General features: G+C 74.4%; 13 protein-coding genes. 8 read left to right on the top strand and 5 right to left on the bottom strand.

Annotated features, from left to right (window positions below; all coding sequences use genetic code 11):
• Positions 1–6: 6 nt before the first annotated feature.
• Both polX and MF672_RS25670 read right to left on the bottom strand, forming a co-directional pair.
• Entirely contained in the window at positions 7–1,692 is a 1,686-nt protein-coding gene (gene polX, locus MF672_RS25675; RefSeq protein WP_242374756.1) for a DNA polymerase/3'-5' exonuclease PolX, read from the bottom strand.
• A 52-nt stretch (positions 1,693–1,744) separates the two neighbouring features.
• Positions 1,745–2,713, bottom strand: a complete 969-nt coding sequence (locus tag MF672_RS25670; RefSeq protein WP_242374757.1) for an aldo/keto reductase — start codon at positions 2,711–2,713, stop codon at positions 1,745–1,747.
• Positions 2,714–3,058: 345 nt separating this feature from the next.
• Here MF672_RS25670 and MF672_RS25665 point away from each other — a divergent pair, with 345 nt between their 5' ends.
• The 4 genes from MF672_RS25665 (at position 3,059) to MF672_RS25650 (ending at position 8,752) form a co-directional block, all read left to right on the top strand.
• Positions 3,059–4,105 carry a sensor histidine kinase gene (locus MF672_RS25665; RefSeq protein ID WP_242374758.1) on the top strand — a complete coding sequence of 349 codons (1,047 nt, stop codon included), beginning with the start codon at positions 3,059–3,061 and terminating at the stop codon, positions 4,103–4,105.
• 128 nt (positions 4,106–4,233) lie between these two features.
• Positions 4,234–6,804, top strand: coding sequence for a class III lanthionine synthetase LanKC (lanKC, locus tag MF672_RS25660; RefSeq protein WP_242374759.1), 2,571 nt, complete (start codon positions 4,234–4,236; stop codon positions 6,802–6,804).
• Entirely contained in the window at positions 6,776–6,907 is a 132-nt protein-coding gene (locus MF672_RS25655) for a SapB/AmfS family lanthipeptide (RefSeq protein WP_242374760.1), read from the top strand. The genes lanKC and MF672_RS25655 overlap by 29 nt, the downstream gene beginning before the upstream one ends.
• A 132-nt stretch (positions 6,908–7,039) precedes the next feature.
• Positions 7,040–8,752: an ATP-binding cassette domain-containing protein gene (locus MF672_RS25650; RefSeq protein ID WP_242374761.1), complete on the top strand. Its 1,713-nt coding sequence runs from the start codon at positions 7,040–7,042 to the stop codon at positions 8,750–8,752.
• Here MF672_RS25650 and MF672_RS25645 read toward each other — a convergent pair.
• Positions 8,671–9,666 (bottom strand): hypothetical protein, encoded by a 996-nt coding sequence (locus MF672_RS25645; RefSeq protein ID WP_247815431.1) that lies wholly within the window; start codon positions 9,664–9,666, stop codon positions 8,671–8,673. The two genes, MF672_RS25650 and MF672_RS25645, sit on opposite strands and share 82 nt — an antisense overlap.
• Positions 9,667–9,706: 40 nt before the next feature.
• Between MF672_RS25645 and MF672_RS25640 the strand changes: the two genes are divergently transcribed.
• Together MF672_RS25640 and MF672_RS25635 are read left to right on the top strand one after the other, a co-directional pair.
• Positions 9,707–10,429 (top strand): ATP-binding cassette domain-containing protein, encoded by a 723-nt coding sequence (locus MF672_RS25640; RefSeq protein ID WP_247815430.1) that lies wholly within the window; start codon positions 9,707–9,709, stop codon positions 10,427–10,429.
• Positions 10,426–12,393, top strand: a complete 1,968-nt coding sequence (locus MF672_RS25635) for a prolyl oligopeptidase family serine peptidase (RefSeq protein ID WP_242376665.1) — start codon at positions 10,426–10,428, stop codon at positions 12,391–12,393. Before MF672_RS25640 ends, MF672_RS25635 begins: the two co-directional genes overlap by 4 nt.
• A 14-nt stretch (positions 12,394–12,407) precedes the next feature.
• On the opposite strand, the gene MF672_RS25630 is transcribed toward MF672_RS25635, so the two are convergent.
• Entirely contained in the window at positions 12,408–13,013 is a 606-nt protein-coding gene (locus MF672_RS25630; RefSeq protein WP_242376666.1) for a response regulator transcription factor, read from the bottom strand.
• A gap of 161 nt (positions 13,014–13,174) precedes the next feature.
• Here MF672_RS25630 and MF672_RS25625 point away from each other — a divergent pair, with 161 nt between their 5' ends.
• Complete coding sequence (locus MF672_RS25625; protein ID WP_242376667.1) at positions 13,175–13,663, top strand: carboxymuconolactone decarboxylase family protein; 489 nt, start codon at positions 13,175–13,177, stop codon at positions 13,661–13,663.
• Here the strand turns inward: MF672_RS25625 and MF672_RS25620 are convergent.
• Positions 13,641–14,678 (bottom strand): zinc-dependent alcohol dehydrogenase family protein, encoded by a 1,038-nt coding sequence (locus tag MF672_RS25620; RefSeq protein ID WP_242376668.1) that lies wholly within the window; start codon positions 14,676–14,678, stop codon positions 13,641–13,643. The genes MF672_RS25625 and MF672_RS25620 overlap by 23 nt on opposite strands.
• Before the next feature lie 63 nt (positions 14,679–14,741).
• On the opposite strand from MF672_RS25620, the gene MF672_RS25615 reads away from it, so the two are divergent.
• Positions 14,742–16,139, top strand: a complete 1,398-nt coding sequence (locus MF672_RS25615) for a glutamate-cysteine ligase family protein (protein WP_242376669.1) — start codon at positions 14,742–14,744, stop codon at positions 16,137–16,139.
• The last annotated feature ends 38 nt before the right edge of the window (positions 16,140–16,177 follow it).

Genomic DNA, 16,177 nt, shown 5'->3' with positions numbered 1-16,177 from the left:
CGCCGGTCAGCGGGAGCGGCCCAGGAAGGCCAGCAGGCGTTCGAGGGGCCAGGTGTTGATGACGTCCTCGGTGGTCAGCCAGGCCCGCTGCGCGATGCCGACCCCGAAACGCTGGTGGGCCAGGTGCGGGATCGCGTGCGAGTCGCTGTCGATGGAGAACTTGACCCCGTGGTGCTTGGCCAGCCGCACCAGGTCGGCGGGCAGGTCGGAGCGGTCGGGGTAGGAGTCGATCTCCATGGCGGTGCCCGTGCGGGCGGCCGCGCGGAACACGGCGTCCCAGTCGGCGTCCACCGGCTCGCGCTTGCCGATCTTGCGGGTGGTGGGGTGGCCGATGACGTCCACGTACGGGTTCTCGCAGGCGGCGATGAACCGGCGGGTCATCTCGTCGCGTGACAGGCCGAAGTGGGAGTGCACCGAGGCCACGCACACGTCGAGCTCCCGCAGCACCTCGCCCGGCCAGTCGACCGACCCGTCGGGCGCGATGTTGAGCTCGGAGCCGTGCAGGAGCCGCATGTCAGGATATTTCTCCTGCAAACGGGCGAGCCGTTCGCGCTGCTCCAGCGCCTTGTCCAGGGTCATCCGCTGCATGCTCAGGTCGGGCGCGTGGTCGGTGACCGCGTAGTACGCGTAACCGCGGGCGTGCCCGGCGGCCACCATGTCCTCCAGCGAGGCGATGCCGTCGGTGAGGTCGGTGTGGGTGTGCAGGTCGCCCTTGAGGTCGGCGAGCTCCACCAGCGCCGGCAGCTCGCCGCGCAGCGCCGCCTTGACCTCGCCGCCGTCCTCCCGCATCGGCGGCGGGACGTACTGCATGCCGAGCGCGTGGTAGATGTCCTCCTCCGACTCGGCCGCGATCACCCGGTCGCCCTCGAACAGGCCGTACTCCGACAGCTTCCAGCCCTTCTTCACCGCCATCTCCCTGATGGCGACGTTGTGCTCCTTGGAGCCGGTGAAGTACTGCATGGCCGCGCCCCACGACTCGGCGGGGATGCGCCGCAGGTCGACCTGCACCCCGGACGTCGTGCGGACCGAGGTCTTCTTGTCGCCGGCCGCGATCACCTCCGCCACGTACGGCTGCGCGCGGAACTCCTCCATGACGGACTCGGGCGCGACGGCCAGGATGTCGATGTCGCCGATGGTGTCCTTCATCCGGCGCAGCGACCCGGCGTAGGCGGCCCGCTCGGCCGTCAGCGACGCCATCACCTGCTCGGCCAGCGACATCGCGACCCCGATGTGCACCCGCCGCCCCGACTGCTCCAGCTGCTCGACGCCCTTGAGCAGGTTGGCCAGCGTCTTCGGGCCGAGACCCTTGACGCCCTTGAGCCGGCCCGCCTCGATGGCCTCGCGCAGCGCGTCGGTGGAGTCGACGCCGTACTCCTCGAACAGCATGATCGCCGTCTTCGGGCCCAGGCTCGGCACCCTGGTGAGCCTGCGCACGCCCTCGGGCACCCGCCCCCGCAGGTCGTCGAGCTGCCGGAAGCTCCCCCGCTGCAGGAACTCCTCCATCTTCTTGGCGATCGCCTCGCCGACCCCGGGGACGGAGCGCACGTCGACCACCGAGATGTCCTCGGGGAACCCGGCGATGGCCTTGGCGGCCTTCTGGTAGCTCCGCACCCGGAAGGCGTCGCCGCCGCAGAGCGCGAACAGCTCCGCATACTCCTGCAGCGCCGACGCCGCCTCCTCATTTGCCCGCATGCCCCTACCCTAGGGGCCGCCACCGACAATCCGGCGCGACCGTCCGGGACGGTCAGAAGCGCACGTCACGCGGCCGGTACGGCTCGGCCAGCAGCGCCAGCTCCTCCTCCGACAGCCGCACCCCGACGGCCGCGACCGCGTCGTCCACGTGCCGGTCCTTGGTGGCCCCGACGATCGGCGCGGTGACCGCCGGCTGGTGCAGCAGCCAGGCCAGCGCGACCTGCGCGGCGGGCAGCCCGCGGCCGGCGGCCACCTGCGCCACCCGGTCCACGATGACCTTGTCGTTCTCCGGGTCGTACAGCGCCTCGATGCGCTCGTCGGAGCCGGCCCGGGCGCTGGTGGCCGCCGAGCCGGCCCTGGCCAGCACGCCGCGCGCCAGCGGGCTCCACGGGATCACGCCCACGCCCTGGTCGAGGCAGAGCGGCAGCATCTCGCGCTCCTCCTCGCGGTAGAGCAAGTTGTAGTGGTTCTGCATGGAGACGAACCTGGTCCAGCCGTTGCGCTCGGCCACGTGCTGGGCCTTGGCGAACTGCCACGCCCACATGCTGGAGGCGCCGAGGTAGCGGGCCTTGCCGGCCCGGACCACGTCGTGCAGCGCCTCCATGGTCTCCTCGATGGGCGTCTCGTCGTCCCACCGGTGGATCTGGTAGAGGTCCACGTAGTCGGTGCCGAGGCGGCGCAGGGAGGCGTCGATGCCGGCCATGATGTGCTTGCGCGACAGCCCGCCGTCGTTGGGGCGGCGGCTCATCGGGAAGTAGACCTTGGTGGCCAGCACGTAGTCCTCGCGGCGCGGGAAGATCGCGCGTAGCACGTTCCCGGTCACGACCTCGCTCTCGCCCTGGCTGTAGACGTCGGCCGTGTCGAAGAACGTCACGCCGGCGTCGGCCGCCCTGCGCACGATCGGCTCCGCCTGGTCCTGCGGCAGCGCCCAGTCCTGCCGGGACGGGTCCCCGTAGCTCATCATGCCGAGGCACACCCGTGAGACCTTCAAGCCTGTGGCACCAAGTCGTGTGTATTCCATAACGACCACCTTAGGGGGTGAACGTACTGGTTAACCGCCATGTCGAACGGAAAGTCATGGTTGTCCAAAAGCGGAAATGACCTTTACAGACGTGGCGGAGATCGGGTCGATTAGAGGGCACCGGGCAGAGGGGTGCTCTGGTGACGGGGCCGGCCGTGAGGCGCGCGGGCCGGCCGGCGCAGCGACGTCCGTGGGCCGCGGAGCGGGGGTGAGGTGGAGGAAACGCACCGGAGGGCTCTGACTTGGGCACGTTCCAAGGGCGCCTGGGCACGTGACAAGGGATCCTGGGCACGTTCCAGGAGCGAGAGTCCGTCCTCCCCGCGGTGGCTGGGCGATCTCGGCCTGGTGGCGGGCGGCGCCGCGCTGTCGGTGCCGGTCGTGAACGGGCTGGCCGGCACGGGCCGCATGGGTCAGGGGGTCGTCACGCTGGTCGTGCTGCTCGTCCTGCACGCCTGGTTCGTGCTGCAGACCCCGGGACGCCGGCCCGCGGGGTCGTGGTGGCTCGTGGCCGTGCAGGCGTGGCTGACGTACCTGCCGCTCACCGTGTTCGGCCCGGTCTGGACGCCGGTCGCCGGGCTGCTGGCCGGCGCGCTGCTGGTCATGGCGGCGCGGATCGGGTCGGTGGTGCTGGCGCTGCTCGCGCCCGCCAGCGGGCTGGTGCTGCTGGCCGCGCCGCAGCTGTCGGCCGTGGACGTGCCGTGGGCGGTCGCCGCGCCGCTGGTGGGCCTGGTGGAGTTCGCGCTGGTGTCGCTGACCAGGCGGGCCGAGCGGCTGACCGAGGCGCGCACCGACGTCATGCGGCGCGCCGTGGCGCTGGAACGCCGCCGCTTCACCCGCGACCTGCACGACCTGGTCGGCCACCGGCTCACCGTGCTGGTGCTGAAGGCGCAGCTCGTGCAGCGCCTGGTGGCCGAGGGGGACGAGGAGAAGGCGCGGGCCGAGGTGGAGGAGACCATCGAGCTGCTGCGCAGCCTGTCCACCGACGTCCGGGCGGTCGCGCACGGCCTGCGCAGCTCGTCCCTGGCCGCCGAGCTGGGCTCGGCGCGGGCGCTGCTGGAGTCGGCGCGGGTGCGCTGCCAGATCAAGGTGTCCTGCCGGGACCTGCCGGAGGAGGTCGAGGAGGCGCTGACGCACGCGCTGCGCGAGGGCGTCACGAACGTGCTGCGGCACGCCGAGGCCCGCCAGTGCTCCATCCACCTGCTGGAGCGGGACCAGCTCGTCCGCCTCACGCTCCGCAACGACGGCGTGCGCCCCTCGCGCCGCCCGGACGGCGCCGGCCAGGGCCTGCTCAACCTGGCCGAACGGGTGGCGAGCCTCGGCGGCTGGCTGGAGGCCACCTCGACGCGGGCCGGGCAATTCACTTTCTCCGTGTACGTGCCCAGAAAGAAATAACTGTTGATTTGTGATAGCTGCACAATTGAATATCAAATAGCCATATTGAGGGCGTGTGACGTGTAACTAGCCGCAAAGCCCTCCAGGCGGCAGTCTTTTAACCACACCGCCCTGGAGGTCCGCCCCCGATGGACAAGTACGAGCTGTACTGCCTGGTAGATCCGTTTTTTTACGACACCATCGAGCACAGCACGGCCGAGGACGCCGACTTCTCCTTCGTCAACCGTCCCGTCCCGGACGGCTGGGCGCACGAACTTGGTGACATGTGGTCCTATTACGCGCCGGCCGGCGGCCCCCCGCTGCCCCGGCAGGGCTGGAAGATTCACGTCTCCGCCCGGCCGGACGACGCCGAGAAGGCCATCGCCGCCGTCTGGGACTACTGCGTGCCGCGCGGAACGGCGTTCAAGTTCCTGCGCGGGCCGGCGGTGCACGTCATGGTCAACTCCAAGGCGGCCTCCCGCGCCTCCAGCGGCAAGCTCATCACCGTCTACCCCCGCGACGAGGCCCACCTCGAGCTCGTCCTGAAGGAGCTCGACGAGCTGCTGCGCGACGTGCGCGGCCCGTACGTGCTGAGCGACCTGCGCTACGGCGACGGACCCCTGTTCGTCCGCTACGGCGGCTTCGCCGAGCGGCACTGCCTGTCCGAGACGGGCGAGCGCGTGCTCGCCGTCGAGGACGGCGACGGCAACCTGGTGCCCGACGTGCGCGGCTCGACGTTCTCGGTGCCGCCCTGGGCCACGCTGCCCGCCTTCCTGGAGCCGCACCTGGCCGCGCGCAACGCCGTGACCACGCTCGGGCTGCCGTACGAGATCGAGAGCGTGCTGCACTTCTCCAACGGCGGCGGCGTCTACCTGGGCCGCGACAAGGCCACCGGCGAGCGGGTCGTGCTCAAGGAGGCCCGGCCGCACGCCGGGCTCGACGCGGCCGGCCGCGACGCCGTCGCCCGCCTGGAGCACGAGCGCGACATCCTGCGCCGGCTGGCCGGCCTCGACGCCGCCCCCGGGCTGCGCGGCTACTTCACCCTGGGCGAGCACCACTTCCTCGTGCAGGAGTTCGTGGACGGCGTCTCGCTGCAGCGCCGCCTGGTGCACCGCTACCCGCTGACCCGCGCCACCTGCACCCCCGACGACCTCGCCGAGTACACGGCCTGGGCGGTCGAGACGGCCGCCGGCGTGAGCGCCGCGCTCGACGCGCTGCACGAGCGCGGCGTCGTCTTCGGCGACCTGCACCCCGACAACGTGCTGCTCACCGAGAGCGGGCGCATCGCGCTCATCGACTACGAGGCCGCCACGCTCGCCGCGGACCAGGCCCGGCCGCCGCTCGCCCACCCCGCCTTCTACGCCCCCGCCGACCGCCGGGGCGTGGACGTGGACCGCTACGCCCTGGCCTGCCTGCGCCTCGGCCTGTTCGCGCCGCAGTGCACGATCATGGTGCCGCTCAGCCGGGCGAAGGTCGCCCACCTGGGCGAGATCGTCAAGGACACCTTCCCCGCGCCCGCCGAGCTGATCGACGCGGCGGTCGCCACCGTCGCGGGCGGCGAGCCGGAGCGCACGCCGCTGCCCCTGCCCGGCGAGGCGCCCTGGCCCGAGGTGCGCGCGGCGATGTGCCGCGCCATCCTGGCCAGCGCCACCCCCGACCGCGACGACCGGCTCTTCCCCGGCGACGTCGACCAGTTCCGGCCGGGCGGCGGGCTCAACCTCGCCAACGGCGCGGCCGGCGTGCTCCTCGCGCTGCACGCCGCCGGGCTCGGCCCCTTCCCCGAGCACGAGCGATGGCTGCGCGAGCGCGCGCTGCGCCCCGCGACCGGCTCCGGGCTCGGGCTGTACGACGGGATGCACGGCATCGCGTACGTGCTCGACCTGCTGGGACACCACGAGGACGCGCACGACCTGCTCGGCATCTGCCTGCGCGAGAACTGGGAGAGCGCCGGCACGGCCCTTTACTCCGGGCTGTCCGGCATCGGGCTCAACCTCCTGCGCTTCGGCCACCCCGACCTCGCCCTGCGCGCGGCCGACATCTGCGCCGGGCGGCTGGCCGGCCCCGTCCCCGAGATCAGCGGCGGGACCAACCCGCGAGCCGGGCTCATGCACGGCTCGTCCGGGCCGGCGCTGCTGTTCCTGCGCCTGTACGAGCACACCGGCGACCCGGCGCTGCTCGACCTCGCGGCCACCGCGCTGCGGCAGGACCTGCGCCGCTGCAAGCCGGCCGACGACGGGTCCCTCCAGGTCAACCAGGGGTGGCGGCTGCTGCCGTACCTCGACGAGGGGTCCGCCGGCATCGCCCTGGTGCTGGAGCGCTACCTCGCGCACCGGCCCGGCGACGACCTGGCCGACGCGCTGCCCCGGCTGCGGCTGGTCGGGCGGTCGGCGTTCTTCGTCCAGTCCGGGCTGTTCCGCGGGCGCGCGGGCCTCATCGCCGCGCTCGCCCGCGACCCCCTGGCGCACGACCTGGTCAGGGGCCTCAGGTGGCACGCGCTGCCGTACGAGGGAGGGCTCGCCTTCCCCGGCGACCAGATGCTGCGCCTGTCCATGGATTTCTCGACCGGAACGGCGGGCGTGCTCTTCGCCCTCTGCGCGGCACTGGGTGACCAGCAGGTCCACCTGCCGTTCCTGGAGGCCGCAACCCCCGAGCGGCCGTCCCCCGGCGACACCGTGGAAGGAGGTGTACGACATGGTACTTCTGGACCTGCAGGGTCTTGAGGCTCCCGCGGCCAGCGACGTGGCCAGCGGCGGCAGCAGCCTCACCGTCGCCACGTGCGGCAGCCACACGCCCAGCAACCTGAGTGTCGCGCTGTGCCACTGAGCCGTGCCACTGATGCTGTGCACTGATCCGGGCCACTGACCCCCGGACGACATCGGGTCCCCGCGCCGTTCGTGGAGGCGCGGGGACCCGCCATGGCACGACCCCCCATCCGTACGACACGGGAGGCCCGCGGTGCAGGCAGGAGACCGGCTCGTGCTCGGCACGCTGCGGCGCGGCGGAGCGTGGCCGGCCGTGCTCACCGTCACCGCGGTCGCGGGAGCGGCCGCCGAGCTGGCGGTCCCGTACGTCATCGGCCGCACCCTGGACGTCCTCGTCGCCGGCGGCGCCGGAGGCGCCCGCTGGCTGTCCCTCTGCGCCGGCGCCGTGGCCGCCGTCCTGCTCTGCGAGAGTCTCGGCGTCTGGGCCCGCGGCGCGAGCTGCGCCCAGGCCGCCGCCGGCCTCCGGCTCGGCGTGCTGCGGCACGTCCTCGGCACCGGGCACCCGGCCACCCGCCGCTTCCCGGCCGGCGAGCTCGTCACCCGGGCAGGCCTCAACACCGAGGAGACCGGACGCGCCCCGGAGACCCTGACCAGCGCGCTCGCGCTCCTCGTGCCCACCGCGGGCGCGCTGGTCGCGCTCACCCTCATCGACCCCCTCCTGACGCTGACGCTCGGGCTGGGCGTCGTGGCCATCCTCTTCGTGCTGCGCGCCTTCCTGCGCGCCACGACCTCGATCTCCGGCGGCTACCAGGAGGTCCAGGGCGAGATCGCCGCCCGGCTCGTCGCCGCGCTGGACGGCGCCCGCACCATCGCCGCCGCCGGCACCGCCGGGCAGGAGACGCGGCGGGTGCTCGCCCCGCTCGACCGGCTGCGTGCGCACGGCATGGAGCTGTGGCGCGCCAACGCCTCCGCCGCCGTCCGGGCCGGGCTGGTCGTGCCGCTGCTGGAGGTCGCCGTGCTGGCCGCCGGCGGGCTCATGCTCGCCGCCGGCCGGATCACGGTCGGCGAGCTGTACGCGGCCGCCCGCTACGCCGTCCTCGGCGCCGCGCTCAGCACCGCGCTCGGCCACGTCGGCGGCCTGGCCAGGGCCAGGGCGGCCGCGGCCCGCGTCGCGGAGGTCCTGTCCCTCACCCCGGCCGCGCACGGCGAGCGCGCCCTGCCGCCCGGCGACGGGACCGTCGAGTTCCGCGGCGTCGCGGCCAACGGGCTGAGCGTCGGCGATCTGACGCTGCCCGGCGGGTCCGTGACGGCCGTCGTGGGCCGGTCCGGGGCCGGGAAGTCGCTGCTGGCCGCGCTCGCCGGGCGGCTGGCCGACCCCGAGCGCGGCACCGTCCTGCTGGACGGGGTCGCGCTGCCCGAGCTGTCCCGCGCGGAGCTGCGCCGGGCCGTCGGCTACGCCTTCGAACGCCCGGTGCTGGTCGGCGACACGATCGCCGAAGCCGTCGGCGGCGGCGCGCCCCCCGGCGCGGTCGCCGAGGCCGCGGAGGCGGCGTGCGCGGCGGCCTTCGTCGAACGCCTGCCCCAGGGCTACGCCACGCCGCTCCGCGAGGCTCCCATGTCCGGCGGCGAACGGCAGCGGCTCGGCCTGGCCCGCGCCTTCGCCCAGGGGGAGCGGGTGCTGGTGCTCGACGACGCCACCTCCAGCCTCGACACCGTCACGGAACGGCAGGTCGCGCACGCCCTCACCGCCGACCCGCGCGGCCGGACCCGGCTCATCGCCGCCCACCGGCCCGCCACCGCCGCCCGCGCCGACCAGGTGGTCTGGCTGGACGGCGGACGGGTGCGCGCCGTGGGGCCGCACGACGTCCTGTGGCGCGAACCGTCCTACCGCGCCGTCTTCCAGGACGCCCACCAGCAGGACCCCGCACCGCCGCTGCCCGACGCGGTGTCCGGGAGGGCGCGATGACCCCGCCCCCCGGCTTCTGGCGGGCGCTGCGGCGCGACCCGCGCGCCCTGGCCCGCATCGCCCTGTGGTCGCTGCTGGAGGCCGCCCCCGCCTTCCTCATCGGCCACGCCGTCGCCCGCGCCATCGAGGACGGCTTCGCCGCCGGCGCCCCCCTCACCGGCCTCGCCTGGCTCGCCGGCCTCGGCCTGACCTGGCTGGCCGCCGCCCTGGCCGCCAAGCGCGTGGTGCTGGCCGTCGCCGCCGTGGCCGAGCCGTTCCGCGACGACCTGCTCGCGCACGTCGTCGGCGGCGCGCTGCGGCGCGGGCCGGCGGCGGGCGACGGCAGCGCGGCCGTGGCCCGCGCCGGGCTCCAGGTGGAGCTGGCCAGGGACGCCTTCGCCGCCGTGGTCACGACCGTGCGCGGGTTCGCGTTCACCGTGGTCAGCGTGGTGCTCGGGCTGCTGACCCTGGCCCCGCGGACGCTGGTGCTGGTGCTGCCGCCGTTCGTGCTGGGGCTGGCCCTGTTCCTGGTCTCGCTGCCCGCGCTGGCCCGGCGGCAGCGGGCGTTCCTGCTGGCCGACGAGCGGCTGGCCGAGGAGATGACCGCGGCGGCGGGCGGCCTGCGCGACATCGAGGCGTGCGGGCTGCAGGACCGCGTGGCCGAGCGGCTGGACGGCCGGGTCCGCGAGCAGGCCGCCGCCGCCCGCGCCCTGGCCCGGGTGACCGGCGTGCGCACGGCGTCGCTGGCCGCCGGCTCGTGGCTGCCGGTGCTGCTGCTGCTCGCCGGCACGCCGTGGCTGCTGTCGTCCGGGGCGGGGGCGGGCGTGGTGGTCGGGGCGCTGGCCTACGTCACGCAGTCGCTCGCGCCCGCGCTCAGCGGCCTCGTGCAGGGGCTCGGCGTCAGCGGCGTCCGGCTGGCCGCCGCGCTGCCGCATCGCCGCCGCCGCGCCGCCGCCGGGACCCGAGCCGGAGCGGGTGCGCCCGGCCGGCGGCGGGGTCGTGGTGCGCGGCGCCGCGTTCTCCTACGGCCCGCGCTCGGCCCCGGTGCTCGACGGGCTGGACCTGACCGTCCCCGAGGGCGACCACCTGGGGGTCGTCGGCCCGAGCGGCGCCGGCAAGTCGACGCTCGCGCTGCTGCTCAGCGGCCTGCTGCGGCCGGACGCGGGCGAGGTGCTGATCGGCGGCGTCCCGGCCGGGCTGGCCGAGCCCGCCGCCCGCGTCCTGATCCCGCAGGAGGCCTACGTCTTCCGCGGCACCGTCATGGAGAACCTCGCCTACCTGCGCCCGTCCGCCACGCCCGCCGAGGTGGACGCCTCCGTCGCGGCCGTCGGCGCCCGCGAGCTGGTGGACGCGCTCGGCGGCTGCCGGGCCGAGCTCGACCCGGCCGCGCTGTCGGCCGGGCAGCGGCAGCTCCTCGCGCTGGTCCGCGCCCACCTCAGCCCCGCTCCGCTGGTCATCCTGGACGAGGCCACCTGCCACCTGGACCCCGCCGCCGAGGCGCGCGCGGAGCGCGCCTTCGCCGCCCGCGGCGGCACCCTCATCGTGATCGCGCACCGCCTCACCTCGGCGCTGCGCGCCCGCCGCATCCTGCTCATGGACGGCGGCCGGACCCTGATCGGCACCCACGACGCGCTGGTCGAGGCCTCCCCGTTGTACGCGGACCTGGCCGGCCACTGGCACCCGGAGCCCGTGTCATGAAATTTCCAGACAGCTACCCGCCCGCCGAACGCGTCCCCCTCCCCGGCACGGACGACCCGTACCGCTGGCTGGAGGACCCCGGCGACCCCCGCACCCGCGCCTGGCTCGCCGCCCAGGACCGGCTCTGGCAGGACTACGCCCGCCGGCTGCCGCTCCGCGAGCACTTCCGCGCCCGCCTCACCGAGATGAGCGTCACCGGCCTGGTCACGCCCCCGGTGTGGCGCGGCCGGCGGCGCTTCCACCTGCGCCAGTCCACCTCGCAGGAGCACCCCGTCCTCTACTGCGACGACCGCCCCCTGCTCGACCCCATGGAGCTCGACCCGACCGGCCTGACCACGCTCGACGACTGGCAGCCCGACCAGGAGGGCCGGCTGCTGGCCTACCAGCTCTCGCGCAGCGGGGACGAGCGCGCCGACCTGTACGTCCGCGACGTCGACACCGGCGCCGTCGTGGACGGCCCGATCGGCGGCTGCCGCTACTCGCCGGTCGCCTGGCTGCCCGGCGGCCGGGCGTTCTACTACGTGCGCTTCCACGAGGGCGTCTGCCTGCACCGGCTCGGCGACCCCCGCGACGTGCCGGTGCTGCGGGCCGGCCCGGTCTCGTACGGCGTGCAGATCACCCCCGACGGCCGCTGGCTGATCGTCTCGGCCGGCGGCCAGACCGGCAACTCGCTCTGGCTGGCCGACCTCGCCGGCCGCGACCCGGCCGACCTGCGCCCGCGGCCGGTCCAGGAGGCCGCGCACGCCCGCACCGCCGGCGCCGTGGCCGCCGACGGCCGCCTCTACCTGCTCACCGACCGCGACGCGCCCCGCCGCCGGCTGTGCGTGGCCGACCCGGCCCGGCCCGCCGCCTGGCGCGAGCTGGTCCCCGAGGACCCGGAGGCGGTGCTCGGCGCCTTCACCGTGCTGGACGGCGACCGGCTGGTGCTGTGCCGCACCCGGCACGCGGTCGGCGAGATCGTCGTGCACCACGCCCGCACCGGCGAGCGGCTGGGGGAGGTGCCGCTGCCCGGCCGCGGCTCGATCGCCTCGCTCACCTCACGCCCCGAGGGCGGCTCGGAGGTGTGGTTCGCCTACACCGACGCCGTCACGCCCGCCGAGGTCTGGCGCTACGACGCCCGCACCGGCGAGACCGGCCTGTGGTCGGCCGCCCCCGGCCGGGTCGCGCTCCCCGACGTGCGCAGCCACCACGTCACCTGCGCCTCCGCCGACGGCACGCCCATCCGCATGGTCGTCGTGGCCCGCCCCTCGGACGGCCGGCCGCGCCCGGCGATACTCAACGGCTACGGCGGCTTCGGCATCCCCCTCATGCCCGGCTACGCCGCCGACTCCATGGCCTGGGTCGAGGCGGGCGGCGTGCTGGCGATCGCGAACCTGCGGGGCGGCGGCGAGGAGGGCGAGTCCTGGCACCGGGACGGCATGCTGGAGCGCAAGCAGAACGTCTTCGACGACTTCGCCGCCGCCGCGGAGAAGCTGATCGCCGACGGCTGGACCACGCCCCGCCGGCTCGGCATCTGCGGCGAGTCGAACGGCGGCCTGCTCGTCGGCGCCGCCCTCACCCAGCGGCCCGACCTGTTCGCCGCCGCCGTGTGCTCGGCGGGGCTGCTCGACATGGCCCGCTACCACCTCAGCGGCCTCGGCCCCACCTGGACCGGCGAGTACGGCGACCCGGACGACCCCGAGCACCTCGCCTGGCTGCTCCGCTACTCGCCTTACCACAACGTCAGGAAGGGCGCCGGCTACCCGGCGACGCTGTTCACCGTCTCGGCCGCCGACACCCGGGTGGACCCGCTGCACGCCCGCAAGATGTGCGCCGCCATGCAGCGGGCGGCCGGCGGGAACCGGCCGGTGCTGCTCCGGCACGAGCCGGACGTGGGCCACGGGGCGCGGGCGGCCAGCCGGTCGATCCGGCTGGCGGCCGACGTCCTCGCCTTCCTCGCGCACGGCACCGGTCTCACCGTCTGACCGCGCGGGCCGGATCAGATCCAGCCGGACTCCCTGGCGATCCGGATGGCGTCGATCCTGCTGCGCGCCCCCAGCTTGGCCGTCGTCCTGGACAGGTAGTTGCGCACCGTCCCCTCGGCCAGGAACAGCGTGGCGGCGATCTCCCCGATCGAGGCCCCGTCGGCCGCCGCGCCGATGACGTCCAGCTCGCGCTGCGTCAGCGGCGCGTCCGCCGGGCGCATGGCCGCGATGGCCAGCTCGGAGTCGATGACCCGCTCGCCGTCGGCCACCCGCCTGATGCCGTCGGCCAGCCGGCCCGGCGGCGAGTCCTTGGCCATGAAGCCCCGCACGTGCACGTCGAGCGCCCGCTTCAGCAGCCCCGGCGTGCCCACGCCGGTCAGGATGAGCACCCCGCACTCGGGCATCTTCTCGTGCAGCTCGCCCGCCGCGGCGAGCCCGTCCTTGCCGGGCAGCGCGATGTCGAGCACCGCGACGTCCGGTTTGCAGGCCCGGGCGGCGGCCATGATGCGGTCGCCCCTGTCGACCTCGGCGACGACCTCGATGTCCTCCTCATAGGCCAGCAGGGCCACGAGCGCCCCTCGTACCAGGTTCATGTCCTCTGCGAGCAACGTTCGAATCACCGTGCGTCCTTGCGGTCGGCCGGGCTTACACGACGTTTGCGGGCCCCTCAATCCTGACGTATTGACCGGATCGTGAAAAGTGTCCTGGATAAAACGGTCAATCGATTGAGGGGGTCCTTCCGTTCTACCAACTAACCCCGAATTCGGGAGATGCTGCGAGCATGAAACCCCGCGTGCGGCCTCTTCCCCCTGAGGAGTGGGACGACTTCATCAAGGCCAACCCTTACAACGTCTTCGCCACCCTGGCCCGTCATCCGGCGCTCTACCGGGCCTGGCTCGGCTTCGGCGGCGCGCTGCTCGACGGCACGCTGCCGGCCCGCGACCGCGAGCTGGCCATCCTGCGCACGGCCTACCACAGCCGCAGCACCTACGAGTGGGCCCACCACACCCGCATCGCCCGCGAGGCGGGCCTCACCGACCTGGAGATCGACTCGGTGCGCCGCCTCGACGCGCTCTGGCCGGTCGAGGACCGCCTCGTGCTCCAGGTCGCCGACGACCTCCACTACGGCGGCGATCTCACCGACGCCACCTGGGCCGCGCTCTGCGACCGCTACGACGAGCCGGGCCGGATCGAGCTGGTCATGCTGGTCGCCCACTACCGGATGCTGGCGCTGGTGCTGCGCACGCTCAAAGTGGCGCTCGAGGAGTGACGATGGTCACGCCCGGCACCGAGCCGATCGCGGCGAGCGCCTTGCCCGCCTCGGCCAGCCCGATGGTCCTGGTGACGAGCTGGTCGGGGTGCAGCACGCCGGCCCTGATCAGCTCCAGCATGCCCGGGTAGGCGTGCGCGGCCATGCCGTGGCTGCCCAGCAGCCGCAGCTCGTGACCGATCACGCGGCCCATCGGCACCGGCGTCGGCCCGCCCGGCAGCAGGCCCACCTGCACGTGCCGGCCCCGGCGGCGCAGGCTCTCGACCGAGGCCGCGCAGGTCTGCGGGCTGCCCAGCGCGTCGAGCGACACGTGCGCGCCGCCCCTGGTCAGCTCGCGCACCTGGGCCGCCGCGTCGCCCGCCGAGGCGTTGACGAAGTGCGTGGCGCCGGCCAGCTCGGCCAGCCGCAGCGCGTCGCCGCTGACGTCGACCGCCACCACCCGCGCCCCGGCCGCCGTCGCGATCATGACGGCCGACAGCCCGACGCCGCCGCAGCCGTGCACCGCCACCCACTCGCCCGGCCGCACCTCGCCCACCTGCGCGACCGCGCGGAAGGCGGTGGCGAAGCGGCAGCCGAGCCCGGCCGCCGTGGCGAAGGCCATGTCCTCGGGGACGGCGACCAGGTTGACGTCGGCGTGGCCGACGGCGACGTACTCGGCGAAGGAGCCCCAGTGGGTGAAGCCCGGCTGCGTCTGCCGCTCGCACACCTGCTGCTCGCCGGCCGCGCAGGACGGGCAGGTGCCGCAGGCGCACACGAACGGCGCCGTCACCCGCGCCCCCGGCCGCCAGCCGCGCACGTCGGCGCCGACGGCCTCGACCACCCCCGCGAACTCGTGCCCGGGCACGTGGGGCAGCGTCTTGATGTCGGGGTCGTGGCCCTGCCAGCCGTGCCAGTCGGACCGGCACAGCCCCGTCGCCTCGACCCTGATGACCGCGCCGTGCGGGGCGGGGGCCGGGTCGGGCAGCTCGCGCACGTCGAGCTCGCCCCCGAAGACGTCAAACGCAACCGCTCGCATCTCATGAGCTTAGGGGGCGCCAGGTGAAGGTGTGGAATCCGGCGGGCGGGACAGTTAGGGGTGATGGGACAAGACTTGGACAAGGAGCGCTTCACCGAGGAGGAGTACACCCGCTTCGGCGAGCGCATCCGTGAGCAGCTCGGCACCCTCCGCGAGCTGCTCGGCACCCCCGGCTTCGGGCAGGGACCCGTGACGATCGGCGCCGAGCTGGAGCTGTTCCTCGTCGACGAGCGGGGCAGGCCGCTCCCGCGCAACAGCGAGACGCGCGACGCGCTCGGCGACCCGCGCGTGGTGCTGGAGCTGGGCCGCTACAACCTGGAGGTGAACCTCACCCCCACGACGCTGGAGGGCAGGCCGTTCGAGCTGCTGAGCGCCGAGGTCCAGGACACCGTCTCCAAGGTGGACGCCGCCGTCGAGGGCGGCGGCGCGCTGCCCATCGGCATCCTGCCCACGCTGGAGACCGGGGACTTCACCGCGGGCGCGATGAGCGACCAGAACCGGTACCGGGCCATGAGCAGGGGAGTGCGGCGGCTGCGGCTGGAGCCGTTCCTCGTGAAGATCGACGACCTGGAGCTGTCGGTCGAGGACGTCATCCTGGAGAGCGCCAACACCTCCTGGCAGGTGCACATCCGCACGCCGCCGGAGCGCTTCGCCCGGCTGTTCAACGCCGCCCAGCTCGCCATCGGGCCGGTGCTGGCGGCGTGCGGCAACTCGCCGATCTTCCTGGGCCCGCGCAAGTGGGAGGAGACCCGGATCGCGCTCATGGAGGAGGCGGTCGACGACCGGGACGTGGCGCGGCCCGAGCGCCGCGACGGCCGGGTCACCTTCGGCTCCGACTGGGTGCGCGAGGGCGCGATCGAGCTGTTCGAGCGGTACGTCGAGGACTACGAGCCGATCGTGCCCGACCTCACCGACGACGCCGCGCCGCACGAGGTGCCCGAGCTGCGGCTGCACCAGGGCACGATCTGGCAGTGGAACCGGCCCGTCTACGACCCCGCCGACGGCGGTCACCTGCGCATCGAGATGCGGGCGCTGCCCGCCGGGCCCTCGTGCGCCGACATGGCCGCCAACACCGCCTTCCTCCTGGGGCTGACCCTCTCGCAGGCCGAGCGGGACCTCACCGGCTACCGCTTCGCCGAGGCGTACCAGAACTTCTACCGGGCCGCGATGCACGGGCTGGACGCCAAGCTGTCCTGGCCGGGCTGGGACGGCGAGCACGACGCCGCCGACCTCGTCCTGCGGCTGCTCCCCGAGGCGCGGGCCGGGCTGCTGGGCGCGGGGGTGGCCCCCGGCGACGCCGACCGCGCGCTGGAGGTCATGGAGCAGCGCGTGCGCCTGCGCCGCACCGGCGCGGTGTGGCAGCGCGAGACGCTGGAGCGTTTCGGCGGCGACCGCGAACGCCTGGTCCGCCGTTACCGTGAGCTGGCCCTGTCGGGGTTGCCGGTGCATTTGTGGCGCTGAGTCACAACCATCCCCGTCTCCGTTCCGTCACACTTGGT

This window comes from Actinomadura luzonensis, from assembly GCF_022664455.2.
GTDB lineage: Bacteria > Actinomycetota > Actinomycetes > Streptosporangiales > Streptosporangiaceae > Nonomuraea > Nonomuraea luzonensis.
Note: the sequence above shows the minus strand (reverse complement) of the source record. Positions and strands in the feature narration are given on the sequence as shown.